Raw genomic sequence first — 26,418 nt, 5'->3', positions numbered from 1 at the left:
ACGGTTGGGCAAGCCTGCCCACCCGCGGATCACCCGGTCGTGTGGTGATCGTGGTGTCGCCGGACGATCCGTGCCTCCCACGGACCGAGCACCTCGGGATCGACCGGCGCGACGTTGCCGAGCACGAGGTCGGCGTCGAGCCATTCGGCCGGGATCCCCGCGGGCACGGGTACGGCCTCGCCGGTGAAGTTGGCCAGGACCAGGAGCGTGGTGTCGCCGTGCCGCCGGGTGAACGCGTACAGGCGTTCGTCGTCCGGCAGCAGCATCGCGAAGTCGCCGTGTACGACCGCCGGTTCGGTGTGCCGCAGGGCTATCAATCGGCGGTAGTGGTGGTACACCGAGTCCGGATCGCCGACCGCCGCCTCGGCGTTGATCGTGGTGTGGTTGGGGTTGACCGGCAGCCACGGCGTGCCGGTGGTGAAGCCGGCGTGCTCGGACGCGTCCCACTGCATGGGCGTGCGCGCGTTGTCGCGGCCCCTCGCGCGCAGCCCGCGCAGCACCTCGTCGGGGTCCTCTCCCGCGCGTACCGCCTGCGCGTAGTGGCTCAGCGCCTCGATGTCCCGGATGTCCTCGACCGACGCGAACGGCGCGTTGGTCATGCCCAGTTCCTCGCCCTGGTAGATGTACGGCGTGCCGCGGTGCAGGTGCAGCACGGTGGCCAGCATCTTCGCCGAACGGACCCGGTGTTCGAGGCCGTCGTCGCCGAACCGCGAGACGATCCGCGGCTGGTCGTGGTTGTTCCAGTACAGGCTGTTCCAGCCGACCTCGGCGAGGCCGGCCTGCCAGCGGCCGAGCGATTCCTTGAGCGCGGTCAGGCGCAGCGGGCGCGGGTCGAACCGGTGCCGGCCGAAGTCGAGTCCGACGTGCTCGAACTGGAAGACCATGTCCACTTCGCCGCGCGCGGGGTCGGTGAACAGCCGCGCGTGCTCCAGCGTCACCCCCGGCATCTCGCCGACCGTGAGCAGCCGCTCGGGCCGGCCGGCGAAGACCTCGCGGTGCATCTCCCGGAGGTATTCGTGGATCCGCGGTCCGCAGATGTAGTGCGGCGATCCGTCGCCGTACAGGCCGTCGCCGAGCAGCGGGCCGTCCGGAAGGTCGGGGTCCTTCGAGACGAGGTTGATCACGTCCATCCGGAAGCCGTCGACGCCGCGGTCGAGCCACCAGCGCATCATCGCGTGGACGGCCTGTCGGACCTCGGGGTTCTCCCAGTTGAGGTCCGGCTGCTTGGGCGAGAACAGGTGCAGGTAGTACTCGCCGCTCGCGGCGTCGAACTCCCAGGCCGGACCGGAGAAGAACGACCCCCAGTTGTTCGGCGTCGCGGCCTCCTCCCGGCCTACGTCCTTGCGTGCCGGTCGCCACCAATACCAGTCCCGTTTCGGGCTGTTCGGGCCCTCGCGCGATTCCCGGAACCATGCGTGTTCGTCCGAGGTGTGATTGACCACCAGGTCCATCACCAGCCGCATGCCGCGGTCGTGCACGGCCGCGAGCAGCCGGTCGAAGGCGGCCAGATCGCCGAACATCGGCTCGATGTCCCGGTAGTCGCTGATGTCGTAGCCGTTGTCGTCCTGTGGCGAGGGGTAGACCGGCGACAGCCAGATCACGTCCACGCCGAGTCCGACCAGGTGGTCGAGCCGCGCGGTGATCCCGGCCAGGTCGCCGATCCCGTCGCCGTCGGTGTCGGCGAAGCTGCGCGGATATATCTGGTAGACGACGGCGGACTTCCACCACGCGTCGTCCTCGACCCGGGAACCATCGAGTGCCATGGACCGAACCTCTCGTCGCGACCGCCGCGGCCGACCCCGACCACCCTGTCCAGGGTGCCCTGCCCGGGCCGTCCTGCCCAGGGCGTCCTGCCCGGGTCGGGTGCCGGGATCGCCGGGGCCGCGATGTTCGGCCGCGTCGTTCGGCCGCGGTGTTCAGCCGACGCGCAGGACGCGATCCGGGGTGATCGGCAACCGCCGGATCCGGACACCCGTCGCGTGGAAGACCGCGTTGGCGATCGCCGCCGCCGCGCCGACCACGCCGATCTCGCCCGCACCGCGCGCGCCGAGGTCGTTGACGTGCGGGTCGGGGCCGCCGACGAACAGCACGTCCAGCGTGCCGATGTCGGCGTTGACGGGCAGGTGGTAGCCCGCGAAGTGCGGCTCGACCACGTGGCCGCGCCGCGGGTCGATCGCGGTGGCCTCCATCAGCGCCTGCGCCAGGCCGAAGGTCATCCCGCCGATCGCTTGGCTGCGCGCGGTGCGGGGATTGACGACCCGTCCGATGTCGAACGCGCCGACCATCCGCCGGACCCGGACCGTGCCGGTGAGCGCGTCCACCGCGACCTCGGCGAACTGGGCGCCGAACGAGTGCACCGTGTACGGGGAGTTCACGTCCGGGTGGTGGTGTCCGATCGCCGAGATCGACGGTGTGCCGGTGCGTGCGAGTTCGGCCGTGAACGTGTCGGCGCCGAACACGATCGCGCCGATCTCCTGCCGGTACAGCGGCGATTCGGGGTCGGCGACGGCGGTCGCGAGCAGATCGTCCCGGACCGCCTCGCACGCGCGGCGGACCGCCGGGCCGACGTTGGCGACGGTCTGCGAGGCGATCGAGGGCGGCGCCTCGGGCAGGTCGGTGTCGCCCAGGCTGACGATGATCCGGTCGGGGTCCAGACCGAGCACGTCGGCGGCGATCTGGCCGAGCACCGTGTAGGTCCCGGTGCCGATGTCATGGGACCCGACGCCCACCACGGCGGTGCCGTCGACCCGCAGTTCGGCACTGGCCGCGGCCTGCCCCGGGTCCATCTCGTGGGTCGCGGACGCCATTCCGCTGCCGATCAGTACGTCGCCCTCGCGACGCGTACCGGGGGTACGGTCGGCGGGATCCCAGCCGAACCGCTCGGCGCCCAGGCGGTAGCAGTCCTTCAGGTGCTTGCTCGACCACGGCCGGCCGGTCGCGGGATCGGTGTCGGCGTGGTTGCGCAGCCGCAACTCGACCGGGTCCAGGCCCAGTTCGTGCGCGAGTTCGTCGAGCGCCGACTCCAGCGCGAACGAGCCGGGCGCGCGGCCCGGCGCGCGTTGGAAGGTCGGCGCCTGCATGTCGAGCCGGACGATCCGCTGACGGATCGTCACGTTCGGGCAGGCGTACAGCGTCGAGGTCACCCCGCCGGTCGACTCGACCACGTTCTCGCCGGGCGACGTGGACGTGGTGCCGTCGTGTCCGATCGCGGTCAGCCGTCCGTCGCGGTGCGCACCGAGCACGATCCGTTGCCGGGTCGCGGGCCGGATGCCGCAGGAGGTGAACATCTGCGCGCGGGTGAGCGCGAGCCGGACCGGCCGGCCGACGTGCCGCGCGGCCGCCGCGACCAGCAGGACGTGCGGCCACACCGTGCCCTTGCTGCCGAATCCGCCGCCGACGAACCCGGACAGCACCCGCACGTGCTCGGCAGGCAGCCCGAAGGCGGTCGCGAGCGCGATCCGTACCTGGGTCAGGGTCTGGGTCGAGTCGTACACGGTGAGCCGGTCGCCGGCCCACCGCGCGGTGGTCGTGCACGGCTCCATCGCGTTCATGTGCTGCGGTGGCGTCTCGTAGTACGCCTCGACCCGTACGTCCGCCACCGCGAGCCCGGTGGTCAGGTCGCCGCGCACGATGTCCTCGCGGCCCGGCGGGGTCTGCGGGATCGCGTCCTCGATCCGGACCAGCGGCGGTTCCTCGTGGTAGCGCACCCGGATCGACTCGGCCGCGGCCAGCGCCTGTTCCGGGGTCTCGGCCACGACCATCGCGATGTGCTGCCCGTGGTGGTGCACCCAGTGGTCGGAGAGCGGCGTGCGGCCGTCGCCCATCGGCCCGTTGTCGGCCGAGTAGTACGACGCGACGCGGCCGATCCGCAGCGGGCCGTCCGGGGTCGCCACCGCGAGTACGCCCGGCGCGGCCTCGGCCGCGGCGATGTCCAGGCCGGTGATCCGACCCTTGGCGATCGTGCTCTGCAACAGCACGGCGTGCGCGAGGCCGGGCAGCGCGACGTCCCCCGTGTAGACCGCGGTGCCGGTGACCTTGACCGGGCCGTCCACGCGCGGGCGGGCCGCGCCGATCCAGGGGGCCGGCGAGCTCATGCGGGCTCCTCGTCCAGGATCAGCGGGGCCAGGGTGGTCAGGGCACGGGCGACGACGCGGCGGATCAGCTCGACCTTGTAGGCGTTGTCCCGGCGCGGTGCGGCGCCCTCGGTCGCGGCGTCGGCCGCGCGTGCGAAGGCGGCGGTGCCGGGCGGGACGCCGATCAGGGCCTGTTCGGCGGTGTGCGCCCGCCACGGCGTGGTCGCCACGCCGCCGAGCGCGATCCGGGCGGACCGTACCGTCCCCTCGTGCACGTCCAGCGCGACGGCCGCCGAGCACATCGCGAACGCGAACGCGGCCCGCTCGCGCACCTTGAGGTAGTGCGAGTGCGCGCCGACCGCGGTCATCGGTACCTCCACGCCGGTGATCAACTCGCCGTGGACCAGCGCGGTTTCCCGTTCCGGCGTGTCCGCGGGCGGCAGGTGGAACGCGCCCAGCGGCAGCACGCGGGGCCCGTTCGGCCCATCGATCCGCACCAGCGCGTCCAGCGCGACGAGCGCGACCGCGAGGTCGGAGGGGTGCGTCGCGATGCATTGCGGGCTGGTGCCCAGGACCGCGTGGCCGCGGTGGTCGCCGTCGAGTGCCGCGCACCCCGTGCCGGGTTCGCGCTTGTTGCAGGGCATCGCGGTGTCCCGGAAGTATCCGCACCGGGTGCGCTGCATCAGGTTGCCGCCGATCGTGGCGAGGTTGCGCAATTGCGGCGACGCGCCCGCGAGCAGCGCCTGGGACAGCACGGGCAGCCGCTCGCGCACGACGGGGTGCGCGGCGAGGTCGCTGTTGGGCACGAGCGCGCCGACTCGCAGCGTGTCGCCGTCGGTCTCGATCTCCGCGAGCGGGAGTCGGCCGATGTCCACGAGTCGCCCGGGCGTCGTGACGCCGGACTTCATCAGGTCGACGAGGTTGGTGCCGCCGGCGATGTACATCGCGTCGGGGCCGAGTTCGGCCCAGGCCTGCGCGGGTTGGTCCGGTCGGGTGTACGTGAAGGGGCGCATCGGGGCCTACCGTCCCGCCGCCGCGGCGATCGCGGCGACGATGTTGGGGTACGCGGCACACCGGCACAGGTTGCCGCTCATCCACTCGCGGATCTCGTCGTCGTCGCCCGCGTGGTCCTCGGCGAGCAGCGCCACCGTGGACATGATCTGGCCCGGCGTACAGAACCCGCACTGGAACGCGTCGTGGTCGACGAACGCCTGCTGGACCGGGTGCAGCTCGCCTTCGGGATTGCCGTCCAGGCCCTCGATCGTGGTCACGTCGCGCCCGTCGTGCATGACCGCGAAGGTCAGGCAGGACGTGATCCGGCGCCCGTCCAGCAGCACCGTGCAGGTGCCGCACTGGCCGAGGTCGCAGCCCTTCTTGGGGCCGGTCAGCCCGAGGTGCTCGCGCAGTGCGTCCAGGAGGGTGACGCGTGGGTCGACCCGGAGCCGTCGCACGGCGCCGTTCACGTGCAGGTCGACGTCGACCTCGTGCTCGTGGGCGGGGCCGGGGTCGATCGGTTCGGGCATGGTGGTGACCCTCCGGGTGGCGGACGTGTCCGAACCGTGGCCGGCCCGGATGAGCGCTGGTACCCGTCTCGCGGAGCGGTACACGGTCTCGTGGAGGCGCGCGTGGGGGCATGTCCGGGGTGGGCGGCCTGCGGCCGGCCGTCCTCAAACGCCGGACGGGCTGACTTCGGGCCGGCCTGCGGCCGAGGCGTCCTCAAGCGCCGGACGGGCTGGTTCGAGCCGGCCTACGGCCGAGAAGCGGCCCGAGCGCCGACGCCGACGGCCTGCGGCCCGGTGTCCTCAAACGCCGGACGGGCTGGCTTGGGCCGGCCCGCGGCCGAGGCGTCCTCAAGCGCCGGACGGGCTGACTTCGGTCGGCTGGGTCGGTTGGGTGTTTGGGTTATGCCGGTGGTAGGTGTGGGATGGCGGTGAGTAGGGATTTTGTGTAGGGGTGGCGTGGGGTGCCCAGGACTTCTGGGGTTGGGCCGGATTCGATTGGCTCGCCGGCCTTGAGGACCAGGACGTGGGTGCATAGGTGTTGGATCACGCCTAGGTCGTGCGAGACCAGGATCAGGGCCAGGCCGAGGCGGTCGGTGAGGTCGCGGAGCAGGTCGAGGATTTGTGCCCGGACGGATACGTCGAGCGCGCTGACCGGCTCGTCCGCGACCAGGACGCGTGGGTTCGGGGCGAGTGCGCGGGCGATCGCGATGCGTTGCCGCTGGCCGCCGGAGAACTCGTGGGGGTAGCGGGTGCGGACCTCGGGGTCGAGCCCGACGGCGGTGAGCACCTCGTCGACGCGGGCGTCGTGGTCGCCGTCCACGGCCAGGCACGCCAGCGGTTCGGCCACGATGTCGCGCACGCGGGCACGCGGGTCGAGCGAGCTCATCGGGTCCTGGAGGACGATCTGCACCTCGCGGCGGAACCAGGTCAGCGAGCGGGCCGGGCCGGGGCGGACCTCGCGGTCGCGGTAGCGGACCACTCCCCCGTCGGCCCGGTCGAGGCCGAGCAGCAGGCGGATCAGCGTGGACTTGCCCGCGCCGGATTCGCCGACCACGCCGAGCGCACCGCCCTCGACCAGTTCGAGGTCGACGCCGCGCAGCGCGTACCGCTGCCCGGCGGGGCCGAACAGCGAACGGCGCGGCAGCCGGTAGGTGCGGGTCAGCGCCTCGGCGCGCAGGAGGACAGCGGGCTCGGTCACGGGTGGACCTCCACGGGTGCGGGCAGGGCCGCCGCGTCGAACGCGGTGGCGCGGGCGGCGGCGAGCAGCGCCCGCGTGTACTCCTCGCCGGGGTCGTGCAGGATCCGCGCGAGCGGGCCGTGCTCGATCACCCGGCCCGTACGCATGACCGCGACCCGGTGGCTCACCTGGGATACCACCGCAAGGTCGTGGGTGATGAACAGCAGCGCGGTGCCCTGTTCGCGGGCGAGGTCGTCGAGCAGGGCGAGGATGTCCTTCTGCACGGTGACGTCGAGGGCGGTGGTCGGTTCGTCGGCGATCAGCACGGCGGGTCGACACGCGAGCGCGATCGCGATGCCGACGCGTTGGCGCTGGCCGCCGGAGAGTTGATGCGGCCAGGCGCGGACCAGATCGGCCGGGTCGGGCAGGCCGACCCGCTTGGCCAGCTCGATGGCCTCCAGATCCGCCTGACGACGGGTCATGCCCCGGTGCAGGCGCAGCGGTTCGGCGATCTGCCGGCCCACGCGCATGGTCGGGTCGAGCGCGGTGAGCGGCTCCTGGAACACCATCGCGACCCGATCGCCGCGCACGCGCGCGAGTTCGCGTTCGGTGCGGCCCAGGAGTTCGACGCCGTCGAGGCGGATGCTGCCGGTGACCTCGGCCCCTTCGGGGAGCAGGCCGAGCACGGCGAGCGCGGTAAGCGACTTGCCGGAGCCGGATTCGCCGATCAGGCCGAGCCGTTCGCCGGGCGCGAGGGTGAGGTCGACGTGGTCGACGACGATGCGGCCGGCGATTCGTACGGTCAGGTCGGTGACCTGGAGCAACGCGTCCGGCGCAGTCGACGGCGGGCGTGGCGTGGGCGGTTCGGCACCGCCGGCCGGCTCGGCCGGTCGGTGTCGCAGGCGCGGATCGGTCGCGTCCCGCAACGCGTCGCCGAGCAGGTTGAAGCCGAGCACGGACAGCGCGACGGCGAGTCCCGGCCAGACCACCAGGAGCGGTCGGGCGGCGATGTAGGGCTGTTGGTCGTGCAGGATGCGCCCCCACGACACGGCGGGCGCCGGGCTGCCGTAGCCGAGGTAGGACAGCGCGGCCTCGGTCAGCGAGGCGACGGCCAGGATCAGGGAGAGTTGCACGAGCAGGGTCGGCGCGATGTTCGGCAGGATGTGCCGGCGCACCGTGCGCCACGTGCTCGATCCGCTCGCGGTGGCGGCCAGTACGTAGTCGCTGCCGTGCACGCGCTCGATCTCGGCCCGCGCGACCCGCGCGACGTGCACGCCGTAGGCGACCCCGATCGCACCGGCCGCGGTCCACAGCGAGCCGCCGAACACGGCGGCCAGGATCATCGCGGTGAGCAGCGCGGGGAACGCGATCGCGACGTCGATCAGTTGCACGACGACGGCGGCCACCCGGCGCGGCCCGAGCGCGGCGACCAGCGCGAGCGGTACGCCGAGCGCGGCGGCGATCGCGGCCGACCCGAGCGCGATCGCGAGGGTCTCCCGGGAGCCCGCCAGGAGCAGGCTGAACTGGTCGCGCCCGAGCATGTCGGTGCCGAGCAGGTGGCCGTCCCGGAACGGCAGCAGCCAGGGCGCGTTGGGGTCGACGGCGGTGGGGTCGTACGGCGTCCACACGAGCGAGAGCAGCGCGGCGCCGACCAGGATCGCCACGAGGGCGCCGCCGATCAGGCCGTTGCGGTCGCGGACCAGGGCGCGCAGGACCGCGGGGCCGGCGCTCACGCGTCCACCAGCCGCGGGTCGATCAGCCGCTGGGCGAGGTCCACGAGGAAGCCCACGAACAGCACGATCGCGACCAAAAGCATGACCTCGCCCTGCACCTTGACCAGGTCCCGATTGCCGACGTCGGTGACCAGCATCGAGCCGACCCCCGGCAGGGTGAAGACCTTTTCCACCACGATGGCTCCGACCAGGAGGGCTGCGACCTGGACGCCGAGCATGGACAGGACGGGACCGGCCGCGTTGCGCACGCCGTGTCGCAGCAGCGCGCCGGTCCGGGTGCGGCCCGCCGCCCGCGCGGTGCGCAGGTAGTCGCGGTGCAGCACGTCGAGGGTGGCCGAGCGGACGAACCGGAGCAGTACCGCGCCCTCGGACAGCGCGAGCGTCAGGACCGGCAGGACCAGGCTGCGGGTCGCCTCCCCGGGGTCGGCCCAGCCGTCGACGGGGAAGCCCTGCGCGGGCAGCAGTGGGGTCTGCACCGCGCAGACCACGATCAGCAGCAGGCCCACCCACAGCGTCGGCAGCGCGATCCCGAGCTGGCTCGCCACGCTGATCGCGGTGCCGCCGCGGCGGTCGCGGCGGACGGCCGCGAGCATCCCCAGCGGTACCGCGAAGGCGAGCGCGAGTACGAGCGAGCCGAGCACGAGCGGGCCGGTGACCCGGAGCTTGGCACCGAGTTCGGCGGTCACCGAGGAGCCGTTGAGCTGCGAGTGGCCGAGGTCGCCGGTCGGCACCCGGGTCAGCCAGGTCCAATACTGGGCGGGCAACGACCGGTCCAGGCCCAGTTCGTGCCGGATCGCGCGGAGCTGCGCGGGGTCCGCGGTGATGCCGCCGACCGAGGCGGCGGCATCACCGGGCAGCAGTCGAAGCAGCGCGAAGGTCACGATGCTCGCGCCGAGCAGGGACAGCGCGAGCAGCCCGAGTCGGCGCGCGACGAACACCGTCATGCGCGGATCGCCCTTGTTCGGAGCGCCTGGTGACGCGGTGTCACTTGGTGATCCCGATGGTCGCGAGGTTGAGCCGGCTGCTGGTGTGGTGCTGCGGGGCGCCGCTGACGCCCTTGCGGACCACGGTCAGCGTCTGGGCCTGGAACAGCCAGTCGGCGGCGGCGTCCTCGCTCGCCTGGCGGCCGATCCTCGCGAGCAGATCGGCGCGGGTGCGCTCGTCGGCCGCGGCGACGGCCTGGCCGTACCACTCGCGCACCTGCGGGTTGTCGTAGCCGAAGTAGTAGCCGGCCGTCGCGTAGTTGCCGATGTCGCGCGGTTCGGCGTGGTCGACCAGACTCAGGTCGTAGTCCCTCGCCGTGTAGACCTCACTCAGCCAGGCGGTGAACTCCTGCTGCTTGACCGTCAGTTCGATGCCGGCCTCCTTGAGGTTGGAGACCAGCACGTCGCCGATCGCGGCGGGGTAGATGTTGGGGATCTTCAGGGTCAGCTTGAGGTTGCCGACACCGGCGTCGGCGAGTGCCCGCTTCGCGGCGGCGGCGTCGTGCGGGTCGAGCGCGGTGAGGTCCTGGTAGCCCGGGTCGGAGGTGGGGATCGGGCCGCCGAGTCGGACACCGGCCCCGCCGAGCGTCTTGATCAGCGCGTCCTTGTCGATCGCCCGGCGGATCGCGTGCCGCACGGCCGGGTTGTTCAGCGGCGGCTTGGCGTTGTTGATCGCGAGCGTGTACTTGTCGGTGGTGGTGCCGCGCAGGACGGCGAACCGGTCGTTGCCGGTGAACGGCTGGAGCAGGGTGGCCTCGGCGGCCGTCTCGATGTCGGTCTGGCCGGTGGCCTGAGCGTTGTTGGCGGCGTTGCGGTCGGGAATGTAGCTGAGTACGACCTTGGCGACCTTGGCCTTGGCGCCCTTGTACGCGTCGTTGCGCACCAGGGTGATCGCCGAGCCGCGCTGCCAGCCGTCCAGCTTGAACGGGCCGGTGCCGTTCTCGGTGGTGTCGAGCCGGCTGAAGTCGGTACCCTTCTTGTACACGACGCCGGCGCGCTGGGTGAGTGCCCAGGTCAGGTTGGTGTCGCGCTGCTTGAGGGTGATCACGACGGTGGCCGGGTCGGGCGCGGCGACGGCCGCGATCGTGGCCAGGGTCTTGGCGTTCGGCTGCTTGGAGCCGGGTGCGATCACCTGCTGGAGCGACCAGACCGCGTCCTCGGCGGTGACCGGCGAGCCGTCGTGGAAGGTCGCGCCGGGCGTGAGGTGGAACGTGTAGGTCAGGCCGTCGGGCGAGGTCTCGAAGGCGGTCGCGAGCGCGGGCACGATCTTGTTGTCGGCGTTGGTGTCGACGCTCAACAGGCCCTGGTACACGTTGTCGAGCAGCACCTGTTCGAGGGCCACGCCGGCGGTGGTGGTCAGGTTGAGGCTGGTCGGTTCCAGCACGAGGCGGACCCTGGCCGTGGCGTTCGGGTCGAGTGCGCTGTCGGCGGGCGCGGGGGCCTGGGTGTTCGCGCCGGTGGCCCCGGGGGTGGGGGTGCCGCCGGAGCCGCACGCGGCGAGGACCGGTCCGGCCAGGGCGAGGACGGCGGCTATGCGGAGCGCGGAGCGGCGCATGGTGGATCGATCTCCTTGCTGGGTGATGTGGTTTCAGTCGCCGGGCGTGATGCCGCGCGGCCGCGCGCGGGCACGCGCGTCGGGGCCGCGCGTCGCGCCTCGGCGGTGTCGCCGGCGCGGCCGGCCGTGGGTTGTGGCGTGGCTAGGGCCTGTCTTCGATCCCGCGTCGGGCTCCGCGGCGTCCGGTGCCGTGCATCGGCGTGCCGGGGAAGCGCTTGCATAGTGGTTCTATTCGGGCGGTTCACCGGGGCGGCGAGGTGAGCGCAGCGAGGAGCCCGAAGGGCGGATGCCGGGCGTCGCGGTGCTCGGCGTGGGATTGAAGACAGGCCCTAGACCCGTGATATTCGGCCGCGTGGTGCGGCGCGTGGCTCAGTCGTTCGCGTGTGCCAGGACGAACTCGACTATCTCGGCGTGTACTTGCTCCCGGTCGTTTTCGGCGAGCACGTTGTGCAGGTCACCGGGGAAGATTCGGGCCCGGGCGTTGGGCAGGATCTCGGCTGCGGCCAGCACCGCGCTCGCGGGGGCGAGGTCGTCGGCCTCGCCGTGCACGAACAGCACCGGGCGGGTGAGCGTGCCGCCGGTGACGAGTTCGGCGATCCGCCGACCGCCGGCTTCGAGTGCGTCCAGGGTCTCGGGGCGCAGGCCGCCCGACCAGACCAGCGGGTCGTTGCGCAACTGCTCGGCGTACTCGGCGTTTCCGCACAGCTCGGCCGGGTCCTTGCGCAGCGACATCGGGTCGATGCCGTGTTCCTCCAGGAGCTTGCGCAGGCCGCTCTCGCCCGGTGACAGGCCCACGCTCGCGCCCGCCAGGACCAGGGCCCGGGCGTGTGCGGCGGCGGGACGGGTGCCGGCCAGGAGCAGCGTGATCGCCGCGCCGAGCGAGTGGCCGGCCAGCACGAGCGGTACGTCGGGGCGTCCGGCGGCGATCAGGTCCAGGACGAGTTCGGCGTCGTCGGTGAGCGCGTCGAGGCTCTCCACCAGGACGCGGGTGCCGTCGCTGAGACCGTGGCCGATGTGGTCGGGGGCCCAGACCTCGATGCCGTCGGCGTTCAGCCGTTCGGCGAGCGGGGCGTGCAGGCCGGCGTGTTCGCCCAGGCCGTGCAGGAGCAGTACGACGGCGACCGGGGCGCCCTCGGTGGGCCACACCCGCAGGTGGAACTCGCCGCGTTCACCGCGGACCCGGCTTTCATGGACGGCCTGACGAGTCGTCATCGGGTGCTCTCCGTAACGGCATTGGCAACGGCTGCGGAATCGGCGCGAGAAGCGGAATGGGCTGGACGGGCTGGACGGGTGGAGTGGGCGGGATGGGCGGCGGCCAGCCCGAGCCGCAGGTCGGCGAGCAGGTCGTCGATGCCCTCCAGGCCGACGGACAGGCGGACCAGGCCGGGTGTTACCCCGGCAAGCGCCTGTTGACGCGGGTCGAGTTGGGCGTGGGTCGTGGACGCGGGGTGGATCGCGAGGCTGCGCACGTCGCCGATGTTGGCGAGGTGGCTGAACAGCCGCAGCCCTTCGACGAATCGCCGCCCCGCGTCGAGACCGCCGGCGAGGTCGACGGAGAGCACGGCTCCGGCGCCGCGCGGCAGGTAGCGCTTGGCGGCCTGGTGCCACGGGCTGGTCGGCACGCTCGGGTGGTCCACCCGCAGGACTTCGGGCCGCTCGTGCAGCCAGGCCGCGACCCGTTCGGCGTTCGCGGTGTGCCGGTCCAGGCGCAGCGAGAGCGTCTCGATGCCCTGCAGGAGCAGGAAGCTGTTCAGCGGCGACACCGCCGGGCCAAGGTCGCGCAGCAGGCGGACCCGCAGGCGAAGGGCGTACGCGATCCGGTCGGCGCCGAAGCGCTCCCAGAACGAGAGCCCGTGGTAGGTCGGGTCGGGGGCGACCAGACCGGGGTAGCGGTCGGCGTGCGCGCCGAAGTCGAACGTGCCGCCGTCCACCACGATCCCGCCGATCGCGGCGCCGTGCCCGCCCAGGAATTTGGTGGTGGAGTGCACGACGATGTCCGCGCCGTGCTCGAAGGGCCGCAGCAGGTAGGGCGTCGGGACGGTGTTGTCGACCACGAACGGCACGCCCGCGGCATGCGCGATCTCGGCGACGCCGGCCAGGTCGAGCACGTTGCCGCGCGGATTGCCGACGCTCTCGCCGAACAGCGCCTTGGTCTCCGGCCGGATGACGGCCCGCCACGCGTCGAGGTCGTCCGGGTCGTCCACGAACGACACGCCGATCCCCAGGTCGGCGAAGGTGTGTTCGAGCAGCGTGCGGGTGCCGCCGTACAGCGACGCGGCCGCGACGAGGTGGTCGCCGGCCCGGGCCAGGTTGAGCAGCGCGAGGGTGGTCGCGGCCTGTCCGCTGCCCACCGCGACGGCGGCGGTGCCGCCTTCGAGCGCGGCGATCCGCTCCTCCACCACGGCGGTGGTGGGGTTGGACAGGCGCGTGTAGGCGTGCGTCTCCAGGTCGGTGAGCGCGAACGTTTCGGCCGCGTGGGCGGCGTCGCGGAAGACGTAGCTGCTGGTCAGGTAGATCGGCACGGCCCGGGCGCCGGTGGTCGGGTCCGGTCGGGCGCCGGCGTGCACCTGGCGGGTCTCGAAGGCGGGCTCGGTGCTCGGCACGAGGTCGGACCACCAGCGCTCGACCACGCGCGGGTGCGAGCGCAGCCACCCGATCAGCGCGTTCTCGCCGTACGCGGGCTTGAGCGGATTGGTCGGGTCCTCGGTGACGCCGTCGGCCACCGCGGCCAACTCCGGGGGCAGGGTGAGCGGTTCGACCACGGCGTCCAGGCGCGGGCCGAGGAAGAACGGGAGCGAGTAGCGGTCGACGCCGGGCTGTGGGGCGATCACCCGGTGCCGGGTGGCCCGCAGGTAGCCGCGGGTGGCGATCTCCAGCATCTCGCCGATGTTGAACACGAACGCGTCCGGCAGCGGTGTCGCGTCGATCCACGAGCCGTCCCGGGCCTGCACCTGGAGGCCGCCGACCTCGTCCTGCTGGAGCAGCGCGAGGTAGCCGTAGTCCTTGTGCGCGCCCACCCCCTGGTCGACCTCGGCACTGGGCCGGCCGGGATAGTGCACGACCTTGACGTGCACGGCGGCCTCGTCGTCGAACCACTCGTCGAAGTAGCCGGTGTCCTGGCCGAGCGCGGCGGCGAGCGCGCGCAGCACCTCGCGGCTCACCCGCAGTGCCTCGGCCTGCCACGCGAGCACGATCTCGCGCAGCTCGGGGAGCGCGGCGGGCCACTGGTTCGGGCCGACCAGGCGCAGGTAGGCGGGGTCGGCCGGGCCGAGCGTGAGCGCGTCGCGTTCGGGGCCGATGTCGAGTTGCTCGCGCCAGTCGGGGCCGCCCTGGGTGTACTCGGTGCCGGTGCGTGTGTAGCCCCGGAACTGCGGCGAGTTGACGTTCTCGACCGCGAGCCGGTCGGCCTCGGGCAGCGCGAAGAAGCGCCGGGATACGTCCAGGGCACGGGCTCGCAGCTCCGGGTCCACGCCGTGGCCGACGACGTAGAAGAAGCCGACCTCCCGGGCGGCGTACCGGAGTTCGGCCAACAGGGCGGCTCGGTCGGCGGCGGGGTCGCGGAACCGGGAGATGTCGATCACGGGCAGCGTGGGTGGTGCGGTGGTGGCAGGCATGGCTGGGTCCTCGGTACAGCCGCGCACACGGCCGCGCCGGGGCGGCCCGGGTGGGCCGGGCACGGTGCGGCGGCGGTCATGCGGCGGGTGGGGCGAAGTCGCGTACAGGGCGCGGCGCGGGCGTGGAAGCCGGCGACGCGGGAGCCGTCCGGTGGCGCGGCGGACCGGCAGGGGTCACGCAGGGCGGGGACGGCGCATCACCCGGCGGCGAGAAGGCCGCACGGGCGCAGGGTTCAGCGACAGATCTGGTCGAAGTGGTCGGCTCGTCGACCCGCCCAGAAGGGGTCGAGCAGCGCGCAAGCGACCTGACTCGGTGTCATGGCGGTGATGAAAGCACGAAGAAGGCGCTCCGGTCCAGCCGGCATTTTGTGTCGTGGGCGGCGGACCGACCCTCCGGGCGGAGAGCGCACCGATCCTGTGGGCCTGCGGCGCACCGATCCCGCGGCCCGGCGATACCTCGCTCGTGCGGCCCGGTGGCATCCCTGCGCGCTCGCCTCGGGGAACCCCGTGGCGCGGACCCGGTCGGGCCGCCTAGACTCGCGGCCATGCCCAGCCCCATGCTCGTCAGTCGCCGCCACGTGGATCTCGTGCGCGTGACCAGCATGGCGTGTCGAATGTCCTACTGAACCCGTGTGACCCTTCCGGTCCCCGAGGTTCCCGCGGCCCAGGAGTCCCGGCGCTGAGGCGCCGACTCGCCGCGATCCGGTGCTCCCGCCGCTCCGCAAGGCCCTCGCTCGCGTGAACTCCGCGTGCGCCGAACCCTGTTCGGCGTGACCGCGGTCGATTTCCCGTACGCGGGCGCCTTCCACGCACCCCCGGTACCCCCCGTGCGCCCCCGCTCGCCGCCGTCCCGACGGGTCGGTGGTGTCCGTTCGCGTACCCGTGCCTGTACGGCCGCACAGCCGTACCTCCGTACCTCCGTACCTCCGTACCTCTGTGCCTTGGTCGATTCCCTTACCCCGCAAGGAGTTTCCAATGACCCTCGAAGCAACCGACGCGCCGCCCACGATCGCCGAAGAGCTTGCCGCCGAGCCCTCGGCGTGGTCCTTCGAGACCCGGCAGATCCACGCCGGCACCTCGCCCGACCCGACCACCGGAGCCCGCGCGGTGCCGATCTACCAGACCACGTCGTTCGTCTTCCGCGACACCGAGCACGCCGCCGGGTTGTTCGACCTGTCCGAGGAAGGCCACATCTACACCCGCATCCACAACCCCACGACGGACGCCCTGGAACAACGTGTGGCCGCGCTCGAAGGTGGCGTCGCGGCGGTCGCGACCGCGTCGGGGCAGGCCGCGACGACGCTCGCGGTGCTCAACCTGGCGGGGGCCGGCGACCACATCGTGTCGAGTTCGTCGTTGTACGGCGGCACCTATAACCTGTTCCACTGGACGTTGCCCAAGCTCGGCATCGAGGTGTCGTTCGTGGACGACCCGGACGACCTCGACGCGTGGCGGGCCGCGATCCGGCCGGAGACCAAGCTGCTGTTCGCCGAGACGCTCGGCAATCCGCGCAGCAACGTGCTCGACCTGGCGGCGGTCGCGGACGTCGCGCACACGGCGGGCCTGCCGCTCGTGGTCGACAACACCGTCCCGACGCCCTACCTGCTGCGGCCGTTGGAGCACGGCGCGGACATCGTGGTGCACTCGGCGACCAAGTTCCTGGGCGGGCACGGCACCGCGATCGGCGGGATCGTGGTGGACGGCGGCACGTTCGACTTCGGCGCGCACGCCGACCGCTACCCCGGCTTCGTCGAGCCCGACGCGAGCTACAACGGCCTGCGCTACTGGCCCGACCTGGGCCCGGGCGCCTACGCGGCGAAGCTGCGCGTACAGCTGTTGCGCGACGTGGGCGCGTCGATCGCGCCGCTGACCAGCTTCCTGATCCTGCAGGGCCTGGAGACGCTGTCGCTGCGGATCGAGCGGCACGTGGCCAACGCGAGCGCGCTGGCCGGCTGGTTGCGGGCGCGGGACGAGGTGGAGACCGTGCACTACGCGGGCCTGCCGGAGAGCCGGTGGTACGACGCGGGCAAGCGCTATCTGCCGCTGGGCGCGGGCGCGATCGTCGCGTTCGAGCTGAAGGGCGGAATCGAGGCGGGCCGCCGGTTCGTGGACGGCCTCTCGCTGTTCAGCCACCTGGCCAACATCGGCGACGTGCGCAGCCTGGTGATCCACCCGGCGAGCACGACGCACGCGCAACTCTCCGACGCCGAGCGGCTCGCGACCGGGGTCACCCCGGGTCTGGTCCGGCTGTCGGTCGGCATCGAGGGCCTGGCCGACCTGCGGGCCGACCTGGAAGCCGGATTCCGCGCCGCGCGGGTGAACTAGGGCGTGTTCCGGACGGACGACACCATGCCGCACGACACGCAAACCACCACGGGGCCACGGTCCCTGACCCTGCCTCAGCCGCTGTGGACCGAGTCCGGGGAGGTGCTGCCCGAGGTTCGCGTCGGCTACGAGACGTGGGGGCGGCTCGCGCCGGACCGGTCCAACGCGGTGCTGATCCTGCACGCGCTCACCGGGGACAGCCATGTCGCCGGGCCCGCCGGTCCGGGGTTTCCCAGTCCGGGGTGGTGGGACGGCCTGATCGGGCCGGGCCGGGCGCTGGACACCGACCGCTGGTTCGTGGTCGCGCCGAACGCGCTCGGCGGCTGCCGGGGGACGACCGGGCCGGCTTCGCCGGGGCCGGATGGTCGGGTGTGGGGAAGTCGCTTCCCGCGCTTGACGATTCGCGATCAGGTCGCGGCCGAGGTGGCCACCGCCGACGCGCTCGGGATCGGCCGCTGGGCAGCGGTGGTGGGCGGGTCGATGGGCGGCATGCGGGCGGTCGAGTGGGCGGTGACCCATCCGGCCCGGGTCGGCGCGCTGTTCCTGGTCGCCACCACGGCGGCGGCGAGCGCGGAGCAGATCGCGTGGTGCGCGACGCAGCTGCACGCGATCCGGGCCGATCCGGGCTGGGCCGGCGGCGACTACCACGAGCTGCCGGCCGAGTCCGGACCGTGGCGCGGCCTGGGCCTGGCCCGGCGGATCGCGCACGTCACGTATCGGAGCGAGGCGGAGCTGGCGGCCCGCTTCGGCCGCGACCGGCAGCCCGGCGAGGGGCCCGACGGGCGGTACGCGGTCGAGTCGTACCTCGACCACCACGCCGCCAAGCTGACCGCGCGGTTCGACGCGGGCAGCTACGTGAGCCTGACCGAGGCGATGAACAGCCACGACGTGGGCCGGGGCCGGGGCGGCGTCGCCGCCGCGCTGGCCCGGGTCACCGCGCCGACGGTGGTCGCGGCGGTGGACAGCGACCGGCTGTACCCGCCGAGCCAGCAGCGCGTCCTCGCCGACGGCATCCCCGGGGCGGGGCCACTACGCGTGGTCGAATCCTCGTACGGCCACGACGGTTTCCTGATCGAGCTCGCCCAGGTGGCGCCGCTGCTCGCCGAGCTGCTCGCGCGGACCCGGAACACGGCGCTCGATCGCACCGTTACCGGTAGGTAGCCTTCCATTACGCCCCCGTCGAAAGGTCCGAACACCATGACCGCCCTGGCCCCCGCGCAGGTCCGCCCGCGTCTGACCGAATTCACCGTGCTCGACGTGCGCACCCCCGGCGAGTACGCGACCGGCCACATCCCCGGCGCGCACAACGTCCCGCTGGACCGCCTGCGCGAAGCGGTGCCCGTGCTCAAGCGGGCCGGCCATCCGAACCTGCTGATCGTCTGCGCGTCCGGCGCCCGCTCCGAGCGCGCCCGCACCGATCTGACCGCCGCCGGCATCGACGCCGCGCACCTCACCGGCGGCACCTCCGCCTGGGTCGCCGACGGCCACGCCCTCGACGGCCCCACGGGCGCCCGCAACGTCTGGCCGATGGAACGTCAGGTCCGCCTGGCCGCCGGCAGCCTGGTCGTCCTCGGTCTCGCCGTCGGCCGCCGCTCCCCCAAGGCCCGCCTCCTGTCCGCCGCCATCGGCTCCGGCCTGATCTTCTCCGCGGTCAGCAACACCTGCGGCATGGCCACCGCCCTCGCCAAGCTCCCGCACAACCGCCCCGCCCCGACCACTCCGGACCTCGCCACCACCCTCACCGCCCTCGACCGACACTGATCCCCGGATCCGGGGATTCGCGGATCCCCGGATCCCCGGCGGCGGCGAGCGCCCGCAGACCGTGGCCGCCCGCAGGCGACTCCTCCCCCGGCCGGTCCGGCAGGGCTACACCTTCGGCTTCCCGGCCGAGTCGGCCGAACCGGCCGAACCGCACTCCAGCACCGCCGCGGCGAGGCCGTACGGATCGGGGTGGACCCGGGCGGCGAAGTCGACGACCTCGATCCGGTGCGGGGTCAGGCGCAGCAGCGCGAAATCGCCGGCGGTCGGGCCGGTGGGGAAGAACGGGCGCAGCGACTCGGTCCAGTGGACCTCGAGTTCGGGGCCGGTGGTGAGCAGTTCGGCGCGGGCGTACAGCGTCGCGTATCCGAAGGCGGCCCGGTCCTCCACCGCGTAGGACACCTCCGGTCGCGCCGTCGCGTCGGCGACCTTGCGCGAGTTCGGGCTCGCGCTGATCCATACCGTCGCGTCGTCCTCGACGGCCAGGTGTTGCACCAGGCGCACACGCGGCCCGCCGTCGGGACCGGTCGTGGCGAGGAAGCCGAGCGGGTGCGAGCGCAGGATGCGCAGGGACACCTCGAGCAGGGCACCGCGGTCGGTACCGGTGCCGGTGTCGGTGTCGGTGTCGCCATCGGCGTGAGTAGAGGAGGTCGAGGAGGTCGTCATGTTCCGCCGCCCATCGTTCGATTTATTAGTGAGGCCATACTAGAATCCCTCTTCAAGAAAACGTCAAGAGGATGTGGGCATGGGTCGCAAACCGAGGTTCAGCGAGGACGACTTCCTCGACGCCGCGCTCCGGGTCACCGCGCGCACCGGTGCCGGTGCCGTGACCATCGCCGCCGTGGCGGCCGAGGCCGGGGCGCCGGTCGGGTCGGTGTACCACCGGTTCGCGTCGCGTGACCTGCTGCTCGCGCGGCTGTGGGTGCGCACGGTCCGGCGCTTTCAGGAACCGGTCCTGGCGGCACTCGCGGACGAGGATCCGGTCCGGGGCGCCGACCGCACGGTCCTTGCCGTGCTCGCCTGGGTGCGCGGGAACCCGGACGAGGCCGCGGTGCTGCTCCTGCATCGGCGCGACGACCTGGTCGCGCAATGGCCCGCCGACCTCGGCCCCGACCTCGCGGTCCTCAACGACGCCGTGGCCGCCGCGCTGCGCGCCTACACCGCGGCCCGCTTCGGCCGCGCCTCCCCCGCCGCGCTGGAGCGGGTCACCTTCGCCCTCGTCGACATCCCGTACGCCGCGGTGCACCGACACCTGGCCGCCGGTCGCACCCCACCGCCGCTGCTCGACCCACCCACACTCGCCGCCGCGCGCGCCGCGCTCGCCGACTGACCCGCTCCGGTCCCGCTGCGTACCCGCTCCGAACCCGCTCCGGTCCGATGCGGCCCCTCCGAGCACGGAAATTCGAACGCCGGGTCGTCCGCTTCGGGTCAACCGGCCGATCGGGTGGGCGGGTACATCCGGCACTGGCTGGTCCCGGTGGCGCGGATGGTGCCGTCGGGATCGCTCAGCGTTCCCCGCGTGTTGGCGAACAGGCCGTCGGCGTCCGCCTCCGCCTCGAGGAGCGTGGCATCGGGCGATCCGACTCCGGCGGGGACGTGCCAGGTGACGTCCAGGTCCAGGCTGGTCATGACCGTCCCGCGGGGCTGATCGCGATGCGCCGCGTCCATCAGGTGGGCATCGAACAGCATGACGTCGGCGAGCCGCTCGGCGAGCCCGTCCCCCGGTGAATCCGGCCATCGCGGCACTGCCCACAGCGCGATCGAGGTGCCGCCGTCGTGATACGAATCCGCGAACTCCTCGGCCGTGAGCGGGAAATCCACCGCCCGGGCGTCGAAACCGGCCAGGAACGGCACGACCTTCTCCAACCACGGCAGCCGGGGACAGTCCTCGGGCCGGGGCACGTGCCGCGGCGAACGGCGCGCACCGACCGCGGGCAACAGCCCCGGGCTCGCGAACCATGCCAGCGCCGCGACGACGGGTTCGCCGTCCTGACGGGCCGTCACCTGGACTCCGCACGCCGTGCGCCCACGCATCAACGGCAGTACTTCCAGGTCCAGTTCGCCCGTCTCGGCGCTGCGCGTGAAGACCGTCCGCAGGCTGCGCAGCTGCTTGCCATCGGCGTATCGCGCGGCGGCCAGCGCGGCGATCGCGGCGGTGTACCCGCCGAAGCCGCGGCCGTTGATGCAGAAGTACTCGGGCAGGTCCGCGACGAAGCCGTGGGCGGTGGGCCGGACCCGCAACTCCCCCAAAGGTGTCGACGTAGTGGTGGGCACGCCACCGGAAGTGTCCATCGGCGGATGCTGACACGGCCGTCCCGAAGATGCCAGTGGCCGGGTCGGGCGCCGAGAAGCGGTGAACCTTTCCGGCCACGGCACCGGCTCGCCCCTTCGGGTCCCGCTGTGCAACGGTCCCGCTGTGCAACGGATCGGTCGCGTCTTGGCGCGGTGGCTTCTCTTCGACCGTCGATCCGGCGACGCTGCGAACGGTCCGGTATCTCGCGCCGTGACCGCCCACGCACGCCGAAGCTCTCACCGAGTCCGCGGTCGGGCAACGCGCATCCGCCGTCCGGGGGCGACGAAAGGATGCCGTGCACCAGAACCCGAAGCAGATCCGTCGGCGCGGAACCGGCGCCCGATTCGCCGCGTTCGCCATCGCGATGACGCTGGGCGCGAGCGGCGGAGCCGCGGCCGCCCAACCCCCGAACGGACCCCCGAGCGCGCCGCCGAACACCGCGCGGCCGGGCGGCACGCACGACACCGTCACGCTGCTGACGGGTGACCGGGTTCGGCTCGACCATCTCCCGGACGGCGGCGACGCGGTGTCCGTCACGCCCGGCCCGGGCCGCGCCGGGATGTCGTTCACCCAGCAGCGCAAGGGTGCCGCGGTCTCGGTGGTGCCCGCCGATGCCTTGGCCCTGCTCGGCCGGGGCGTGCTGGACGGCCGGCTCTTCGACGTGACCGGCCTGGTCCGGGCGGGATACGACGACCGGTCACGGTCGACCCTCCCGCTCATCGTGCAGTCCACCGGCGGCCCGGCCACGCTCGCGCGGGGGCGCGGCCTGGACTTACCGAGCATCGGCGCCCGGGCGGTGGCCGAACCCAAGGCCACCGCCGGGGAGTTCTGGCAGTCCGTCACCGCCGGCTCGGCGCAGGCGCGTACGGCGGCGCCCGGGGTGACCAGGATCTGGTTGGACGGCAAGGTGGCGGCCGACCTCGACCGGAGCGTCCCGCGCATCGGCGCGCCCGCCGCGTGGCAGGCCGGCCACACCGGCCTGGGCGTGCGCACAGCGGTGCTGGACTCGGGAATCGACGCCGGCCACCCCGATCTGCTCGACGCCGTCGAGCAGGCGGCCGACTTCACCGACAACCCGGCCGGACCCCGCGACGGAAACGGTCACGGCACCCACGTCGCCTCGATCATCACCGGAGCCGGCACCGCGTCCGGCGGCGCGTACAAGGGCGTTGCCCCCGACACCAGGCTGCTGATCGGCAAGGTCCTGGACGACGCCGGCTTCGGCACCGAATCCACCACCATCGCCGGCATGCAGTGGGCGACCGATCAGGGTGCCCGCGTGGTCAACATGAGCTTCGGCAGCGGCCCGGGCGACGGCCGGGATCCGACCTCGCTCGCGCTGAACAACCTCACCGCCTCCACCGGCGCCCTGTTCGTGGTCGCGGCCGGCAACGACGGCCGCACCGGCGGCAAGGTGAGCAACCCCGGTGCGGCCGACGCGGCGCTGACCGTGGGCGCGATCGACCGCGACGGCTCCCTGGCCCCCTTCTCCAGCCAAGGCCCCCGACTGGGCGACAACGCGGTCAAGCCCGAACTCACCGCGCCCGGCGTCGGCATCGCGGCCGCCCGCGCGGCCGACACCGAACTCGGCGAGCCGCTGGACGAGCACTACACGCGCGTCGACGGCACGTCGATGGCCGCCCCACACGTCGCCGGCGCCGCCGCGCTGCTCGCGCAGCGACACCCGGACTGGCGCGCGGATCGGCTCAAGGCCGCGCTGATCGGGACCGCGACCCCCAGTTCCGACCTCGGCGTCTTCGCGCAGGGCACCGGCCTGGTCGACGTGGCCCGCGCGGTGAGTCAGAACGTGTACCCGAGCAAGGGCACCGTCTCGCTGTTCGCGAAGTGGCCGTTCACCCGGCCCGTCACCGACACCGTGACCTACCGCAACGACGGCACCGCCCCGATCGCGCTCGACCTGCGCGTGGACGGTCCCGCCTCGATCGCCTTGGACACCACCCGCGTCACGGTGCCGGCGCACGGGACCGCCGACGCCACGCTGACCTTCACTCCGGATGCCCCGGGCGCGGGCCCGTTCGGCGCGACGGTGCTCGCGACCGGCCCGGGCGGCTCGGCCGTTCGGGTCGCGGTCGGCGCGTACGCCGAGGCCGAGATGTACGACGTGACGCTCGACCTGCGCGACCGCGCCGGCGCGCCGTTCGAGTCCGGGGTAGTGCATCTCACCGACCTCGAGACCGGTATCGGCTACGAACCCTCGTACAACGGGGGCGCGTTGGTGGTCCGGGTGCCGAAGGGCCGGTTCTCCGCCGACTCGATGATCCGCACTCCGGCCGGTGCGGGCGCGGCCAGTTGGACGATCGCCGGCCGACCGGAGGTCACCGTCGCCCGCGACACCACGCTCACCCTGGACGCCCGCGCCGGAAAGCCGGTGACGGTCGCGCTCGACGACCCGTCGGTGCGCGTCGACGTACGGCGACTGTCCCTGGTCCAACGGATCGCGGGACAGGAACACGGCGGCGACGTGATGGCCACCAATCCGGACACGCCGCTGTACGCGGTGCCGACCCCGAAGGTCACGTCACGTCCGTACGCACTGGTCATGCGTGAGTTCCTCGGCAACGCCACGACGACCTACAACCTGACACTCAGTCACGACGGCCGAGTCCCGCCGGATCCGGCCTTCCGCGTCCGCACCCGCGACCTGGCCGAGGTGGAGGTGCGGACACACGGCCGCAACGGCACCCGGGACGCCTCGATGTCCCGGCTCTCGGCGTTGGACGGCTCCACCCACGCCTCGGGCTGGTTCCACGACGTACCGATGCCCGCGACCACGACGGAGTACTTCTCGGCGGGTCCGCGACTGTCCTGGTACGGGGTCTTCGGCGTCGACGGCGCGAGCGAGACCGGGCCGAGCACGCGGTACACGGCAGGCCGGCGCACGGTCGAGGCGTGGAACGGCGCGGTGCTCGCGCCCGCCAACGACACCGTCCGCTGCGGCGATCTGCTGTACGCGGCCGTCTCGCCGTTCGCGGCCTCGGCCCGGGGGCACGCGGGAACGGCGACCGCCGAACCGTGGAGCGGACAGGTCACGCTGCTCAGCGGCGGTCAGGAGCTGTCCACCAGCTACAACCCGTCGTGGGCGGAGCTCGGCGGCCTGAGCGAGGGCGGCGCGAAGTACACGATGCGGCTCGACGCGGACCGCGGGGACGCGGCGACCTCGACGAGGGTGCGGGCCGAGTGGACCTTCTCGTCCGCCCGACCCGCCGACGAGGGAGAGTGCGCACGGCATGTCGTGCCGCTCCTCGCGACCCGCGTCGAGGGGGACTTCGGCCTGGACGACCGCGTACCGGCACACCGGCCGGCCGTGCTGCGGATCGCCGTCGAGGGCGCCGGCCAAAACGCCCCCGACGTACGGGCGTTCACCATCGAAGCGTCGTTCGGCGGCGACCTCGGGTGGCGGCGACTGCCGGCCCTGCCGGTCGGCGGCGGACGGTTCGTCGCCGTACTGCCCCCGGGCGGACCGGGCGGTGACGGCTTCATCGCCCTGCGCACGACGGCACGCGACGCCGCCGGGAACACGCTGACCCAGACCATCGACCGGGCGTACGCACTGCGCAGCTCGTAGATCGCGAGCCGCACGTCGCGAGCCCCACATCGCGGGCTGCCGACGCTCCCGCGGCCCGCGACCCGCGGCCCCCGCGCCGCGGGCGAAACCCGCGCCGATCTCAGGCCGCGCACCCCCACACCGGCTCGGGTCGCGGCGCCGGTTCGAGGAAGCGCAACACCTCGGCGACCACGGCGGCGTCGCCCAGCACGCGGTGATGGCCGAGGCCCTTGGTACCGAACAGCCGAGCCCGGTCCCGGTATGCCGCGACGAGCCGATGCGCCTGGTCCGCCACCACCATGTCGTCGTCCTCGTCGTGCACGACCAGGATCGGCACGCGGATCGTCTCGGGTCCGTGCGACGCGGAGAAGCGCTGCCAGATGTCCGACTCCGGCGCGAGCAACCGCGCGTCGGCCCGCGCCCGCAACGCCGCCTTGACCCGCGAATCGAGGCCGAGCCCGGCACTGAACCGGTCGAGCAGGTATTCCATGTCGCACACCCCGCCGACGGCCACCACGCGGTCGGCCCGCACCCCCGAGCGCAACGCCTGGAACGCGCCGAGCACGCCGAACGAATGGGCCAGGATCGCGCGGAAGTCCCCGTGCCGGTCCTGGATTCGACCGGCGATCTCGGCGTAGTCGAGGACCGTCGTGCGCTTGCCGCCGGAATCCCCGTGCCCGGGCGCGTCGAAGCCGATCGGGGTCATCCCGCGGGCCCGTAGCTCCTCGACGAACAGCGCGAAGCGCGACGCCCGCGACTGCCAGCCGTGCAGCAGCAGGACCGGATCGGTGCCGTCGCCCCAGCGGTAGGTGACGACCCGTCTGCCGCCGACGTCGAGCGTGTCGACGGTCGCGAACATGTGCGCCGAGCGCTCGGCGGGGCGGACCCGGCCGCGCCCGAACGGGCGGTTGAACAGCCGGTAGGCGAGCGCGCCGGCCGCCTTCGGGGACAGCGCGGTCGCCGCCCGCAGCGTGGTCCGCGCGGCGGCCTCGCCCGCGCTCACGCCGTCCGCCCGAACGGTGTGCGGCCGAGGAACGCCACGAGGCGATCGCCCGGGGACGCGTCCGCCGGCACCTCGACCGCGACGCCGAACGCGCCGGGAGGCCGGACCGATTCCCATTGCCGGGCGAACTCCAGCGCGGCCAGCGCGAGTTCGGGTTCGATCGCCCGGTGGGAGCCGATCGTGCGTGCGATGTCCCACGTGTGCACGACGATGTCGACGAAGTGGATCGCCATCGCGAGAGTCCCCGGGAGGAATCCGAGCTCCCGGATCCGAAGCTTGCGTTCGAGGAGGTCCTCGGCCGCGAACACGGCGGTGAGGACGATCGCCGAGGTGGCGAAGTCCGTCCACGGTTCGGCACCGAGCGAGTCGTCGTGCCACGCGGCGGGATCGGTGGAGCCGGCCGCCGCCGCGGTGAAACCGCGATTCTCCGCGACCAGGTGGCCGAGCAGGTCGCGCAGCGTCCATCCCGCGCAGGGGGTGAACAGCTCCAGGTGCTCACGCCGGACGAGCCGGAGCACGTCCAGCGCGACGACGGTCGCGTGGCGGTCGAGCGCCCGGATGTCGAGGGTGCCGATGTCGAAACTGTGGATGTCGAAGCCGTGGATGTCGAAGGCGCGGGTGTCCCGTGCGCGGGCGTTCGAAACGGTCATGGGTGTCCCCCTTGAGCCGATGGGCCACGTCGTACGGCGGGCACCGTGGACGATGAGCGAAATTGCACGAACGGTCGTACTATTTATCGAGTACGAAGGGACTGTCAAGGCCGGGAGATAATCGACCACGATCGGTCGCCCGACCGTTTCGTCGCGTCCTTCGTTGTGTCGCGTCCTTCGTTGTGTC

Annotated in this window: 18 protein-coding genes and 2 pseudogenes; 5 read left to right on the top strand and 15 right to left on the bottom strand. The window is 73.0% G+C overall.

The genetic code is table 11. The annotated features are described in order from the left end of the window. Positions 1 to 29 precede the first annotated feature (29 nt). The 11 genes and pseudogenes from OG928_RS28665 to OG928_RS28615 all read right to left on the bottom strand — a co-directional run. On the bottom strand, positions 30 to 1,763 hold the full coding sequence (locus tag OG928_RS28665) for an alpha-glucosidase (RefSeq protein WP_406288976.1): 1,734 nt from the start codon (positions 1,761 to 1,763) through the stop codon (positions 30 to 32). A gap of 153 nt (positions 1,764 to 1,916) precedes the next feature. After that, on the bottom strand, positions 1,917 to 4,094 hold the full coding sequence (locus OG928_RS28660; protein WP_406288974.1) for a xanthine dehydrogenase family protein molybdopterin-binding subunit: 2,178 nt from the start codon (positions 4,092 to 4,094) through the stop codon (positions 1,917 to 1,919). Continuing rightward, positions 4,091 to 5,086: an FAD binding domain-containing protein gene (locus tag OG928_RS28655; protein ID WP_406288972.1), complete on the bottom strand. Its 996-nt coding sequence runs from the start codon at positions 5,084 to 5,086 to the stop codon at positions 4,091 to 4,093. Before OG928_RS28655 ends, OG928_RS28660 begins: the two co-directional genes overlap by 4 nt. 6 nt (positions 5,087 to 5,092) lie before the next feature. Next, positions 5,093 to 5,596 carry a (2Fe-2S)-binding protein gene (locus tag OG928_RS28650; RefSeq protein ID WP_406288970.1) on the bottom strand — a complete coding sequence of 168 codons (504 nt, stop codon included), beginning with the start codon at positions 5,594 to 5,596 and terminating at the stop codon, positions 5,093 to 5,095. A 379-nt stretch (positions 5,597 to 5,975) separates the two neighbouring features. Next, complete coding sequence (locus OG928_RS28645) at positions 5,976 to 6,773, bottom strand: ABC transporter ATP-binding protein (RefSeq protein WP_406288968.1); 798 nt, start codon at positions 6,771 to 6,773, stop codon at positions 5,976 to 5,978. After that, positions 6,770 to 8,485, bottom strand: a complete 1,716-nt coding sequence (locus OG928_RS28640; RefSeq protein WP_406288966.1) for an ATP-binding cassette domain-containing protein — start codon at positions 8,483 to 8,485, stop codon at positions 6,770 to 6,772. The genes OG928_RS28645 and OG928_RS28640 overlap by 4 nt, the downstream gene beginning before the upstream one ends. Then, positions 8,482 to 9,429 carry an ABC transporter permease gene (locus OG928_RS28635; protein ID WP_406288964.1) on the bottom strand — a complete coding sequence of 316 codons (948 nt, stop codon included), beginning with the start codon at positions 9,427 to 9,429 and terminating at the stop codon, positions 8,482 to 8,484. The genes OG928_RS28640 and OG928_RS28635 overlap by 4 nt, the downstream gene beginning before the upstream one ends. Positions 9,430 to 9,469: 40 nt before the next feature. After that, positions 9,470 to 11,023: an ABC transporter substrate-binding protein gene (locus tag OG928_RS28630; protein WP_406288961.1), complete on the bottom strand. Its 1,554-nt coding sequence runs from the start codon at positions 11,021 to 11,023 to the stop codon at positions 9,470 to 9,472. A 369-nt stretch (positions 11,024 to 11,392) separates the two neighbouring features. After that, positions 11,393 to 12,235 carry an alpha/beta fold hydrolase gene (locus OG928_RS28625; protein ID WP_406288958.1) on the bottom strand — a complete coding sequence of 281 codons (843 nt, stop codon included), beginning with the start codon at positions 12,233 to 12,235 and terminating at the stop codon, positions 11,393 to 11,395. 86 nt (positions 12,236 to 12,321) lie between these two features. Then, positions 12,322 to 13,653: pseudogene (locus OG928_RS28620) on the bottom strand (O-acetylhomoserine aminocarboxypropyltransferase/cysteine synthase family protein); the annotation flags it as partial. A 156-nt stretch (positions 13,654 to 13,809) separates the two neighbouring features. Continuing rightward, a pseudogene (locus OG928_RS28615) lies at positions 13,810 to 14,637 on the bottom strand (isopenicillin N synthase family dioxygenase); the annotation flags it as partial. 975 nt (positions 14,638 to 15,612) lie between these two features. On the opposite strand from OG928_RS28615, the gene OG928_RS28610 reads away from it, so the two are divergent. The 3 genes from OG928_RS28610 to OG928_RS28600 are packed head-to-tail and all read left to right on the top strand — an operon-like array spanning position 15,613 to position 18,723. After that, a complete protein-coding gene (locus OG928_RS28610) occupies positions 15,613 to 16,962 on the top strand; it encodes a bifunctional o-acetylhomoserine/o-acetylserine sulfhydrylase (RefSeq protein WP_406288956.1) in 1,350 nt (449 codons plus the stop codon). Positions 16,963 to 16,986: 24 nt separating this feature from the next. Beyond that, positions 16,987 to 18,123: a homoserine O-acetyltransferase gene (locus OG928_RS28605; RefSeq protein ID WP_406288953.1), complete on the top strand. Its 1,137-nt coding sequence runs from the start codon at positions 16,987 to 16,989 to the stop codon at positions 18,121 to 18,123. 36 nt (positions 18,124 to 18,159) lie between these two features. After that, positions 18,160 to 18,723 carry a rhodanese-like domain-containing protein gene (locus OG928_RS28600; protein ID WP_406288951.1) on the top strand — a complete coding sequence of 188 codons (564 nt, stop codon included), beginning with the start codon at positions 18,160 to 18,162 and terminating at the stop codon, positions 18,721 to 18,723. 105 nt (positions 18,724 to 18,828) lie between these two features. Here the strand turns inward: OG928_RS28600 and OG928_RS28595 are convergent, their stop codons facing one another. Then, the gene (locus OG928_RS28595) at positions 18,829 to 19,386 is read right to left on the bottom strand and encodes a pyridoxamine 5'-phosphate oxidase family protein (protein WP_406288948.1); all 558 of its coding nucleotides are present in this window, start codon (positions 19,384 to 19,386) and stop codon (positions 18,829 to 18,831) included. 79 nt (positions 19,387 to 19,465) lie between these two features. On the opposite strand from OG928_RS28595, the gene OG928_RS28590 reads away from it, so the two are divergent. Beyond that, positions 19,466 to 20,050, top strand: coding sequence for a TetR/AcrR family transcriptional regulator (locus OG928_RS28590; protein ID WP_406288946.1), 585 nt, complete (start codon positions 19,466 to 19,468; stop codon positions 20,048 to 20,050). A gap of 98 nt (positions 20,051 to 20,148) precedes the next feature. Here the strand turns inward: OG928_RS28590 and OG928_RS28585 are convergent, their stop codons facing one another. After that, entirely contained in the window at positions 20,149 to 21,012 is an 864-nt protein-coding gene (locus OG928_RS28585; protein WP_406288944.1) for an acyl-CoA thioesterase domain-containing protein, read from the bottom strand. Positions 21,013 to 21,308: 296 nt separating this feature from the next. Here OG928_RS28585 and OG928_RS28580 point away from each other — a divergent pair, with 296 nt between their 5' ends. Continuing rightward, the gene (locus OG928_RS28580; protein WP_406288942.1) at positions 21,309 to 24,599 is read left to right on the top strand and encodes a S8 family serine peptidase; all 3,291 of its coding nucleotides are present in this window, start codon (positions 21,309 to 21,311) and stop codon (positions 24,597 to 24,599) included. 100 nt (positions 24,600 to 24,699) lie between these two features. On the opposite strand, the gene OG928_RS28575 is transcribed toward OG928_RS28580, so the two are convergent. Both OG928_RS28575 and OG928_RS28570 read right to left on the bottom strand, forming a co-directional pair. Beyond that, positions 24,700 to 25,581, bottom strand: coding sequence for an alpha/beta hydrolase (locus OG928_RS28575; protein ID WP_406288940.1), 882 nt, complete (start codon positions 25,579 to 25,581; stop codon positions 24,700 to 24,702). Then, positions 25,578 to 26,231, bottom strand: a complete 654-nt coding sequence (locus OG928_RS28570; protein ID WP_406288937.1) for a TIGR03086 family metal-binding protein — start codon at positions 26,229 to 26,231, stop codon at positions 25,578 to 25,580. The genes OG928_RS28575 and OG928_RS28570 overlap by 4 nt, the downstream gene beginning before the upstream one ends. Positions 26,232 to 26,418: the final 187 nt, after the last annotated feature.

Source organism: Embleya sp. NBC_00896, assembly GCF_045207785.1.
Taxonomy (GTDB): Bacteria; Actinomycetota; Actinomycetes; order Streptomycetales; family Streptomycetaceae; genus Embleya.
The sequence above is the reverse complement of the archived record's forward strand: the minus strand, read 5'-3'. Positions and strand labels throughout refer to the sequence as shown.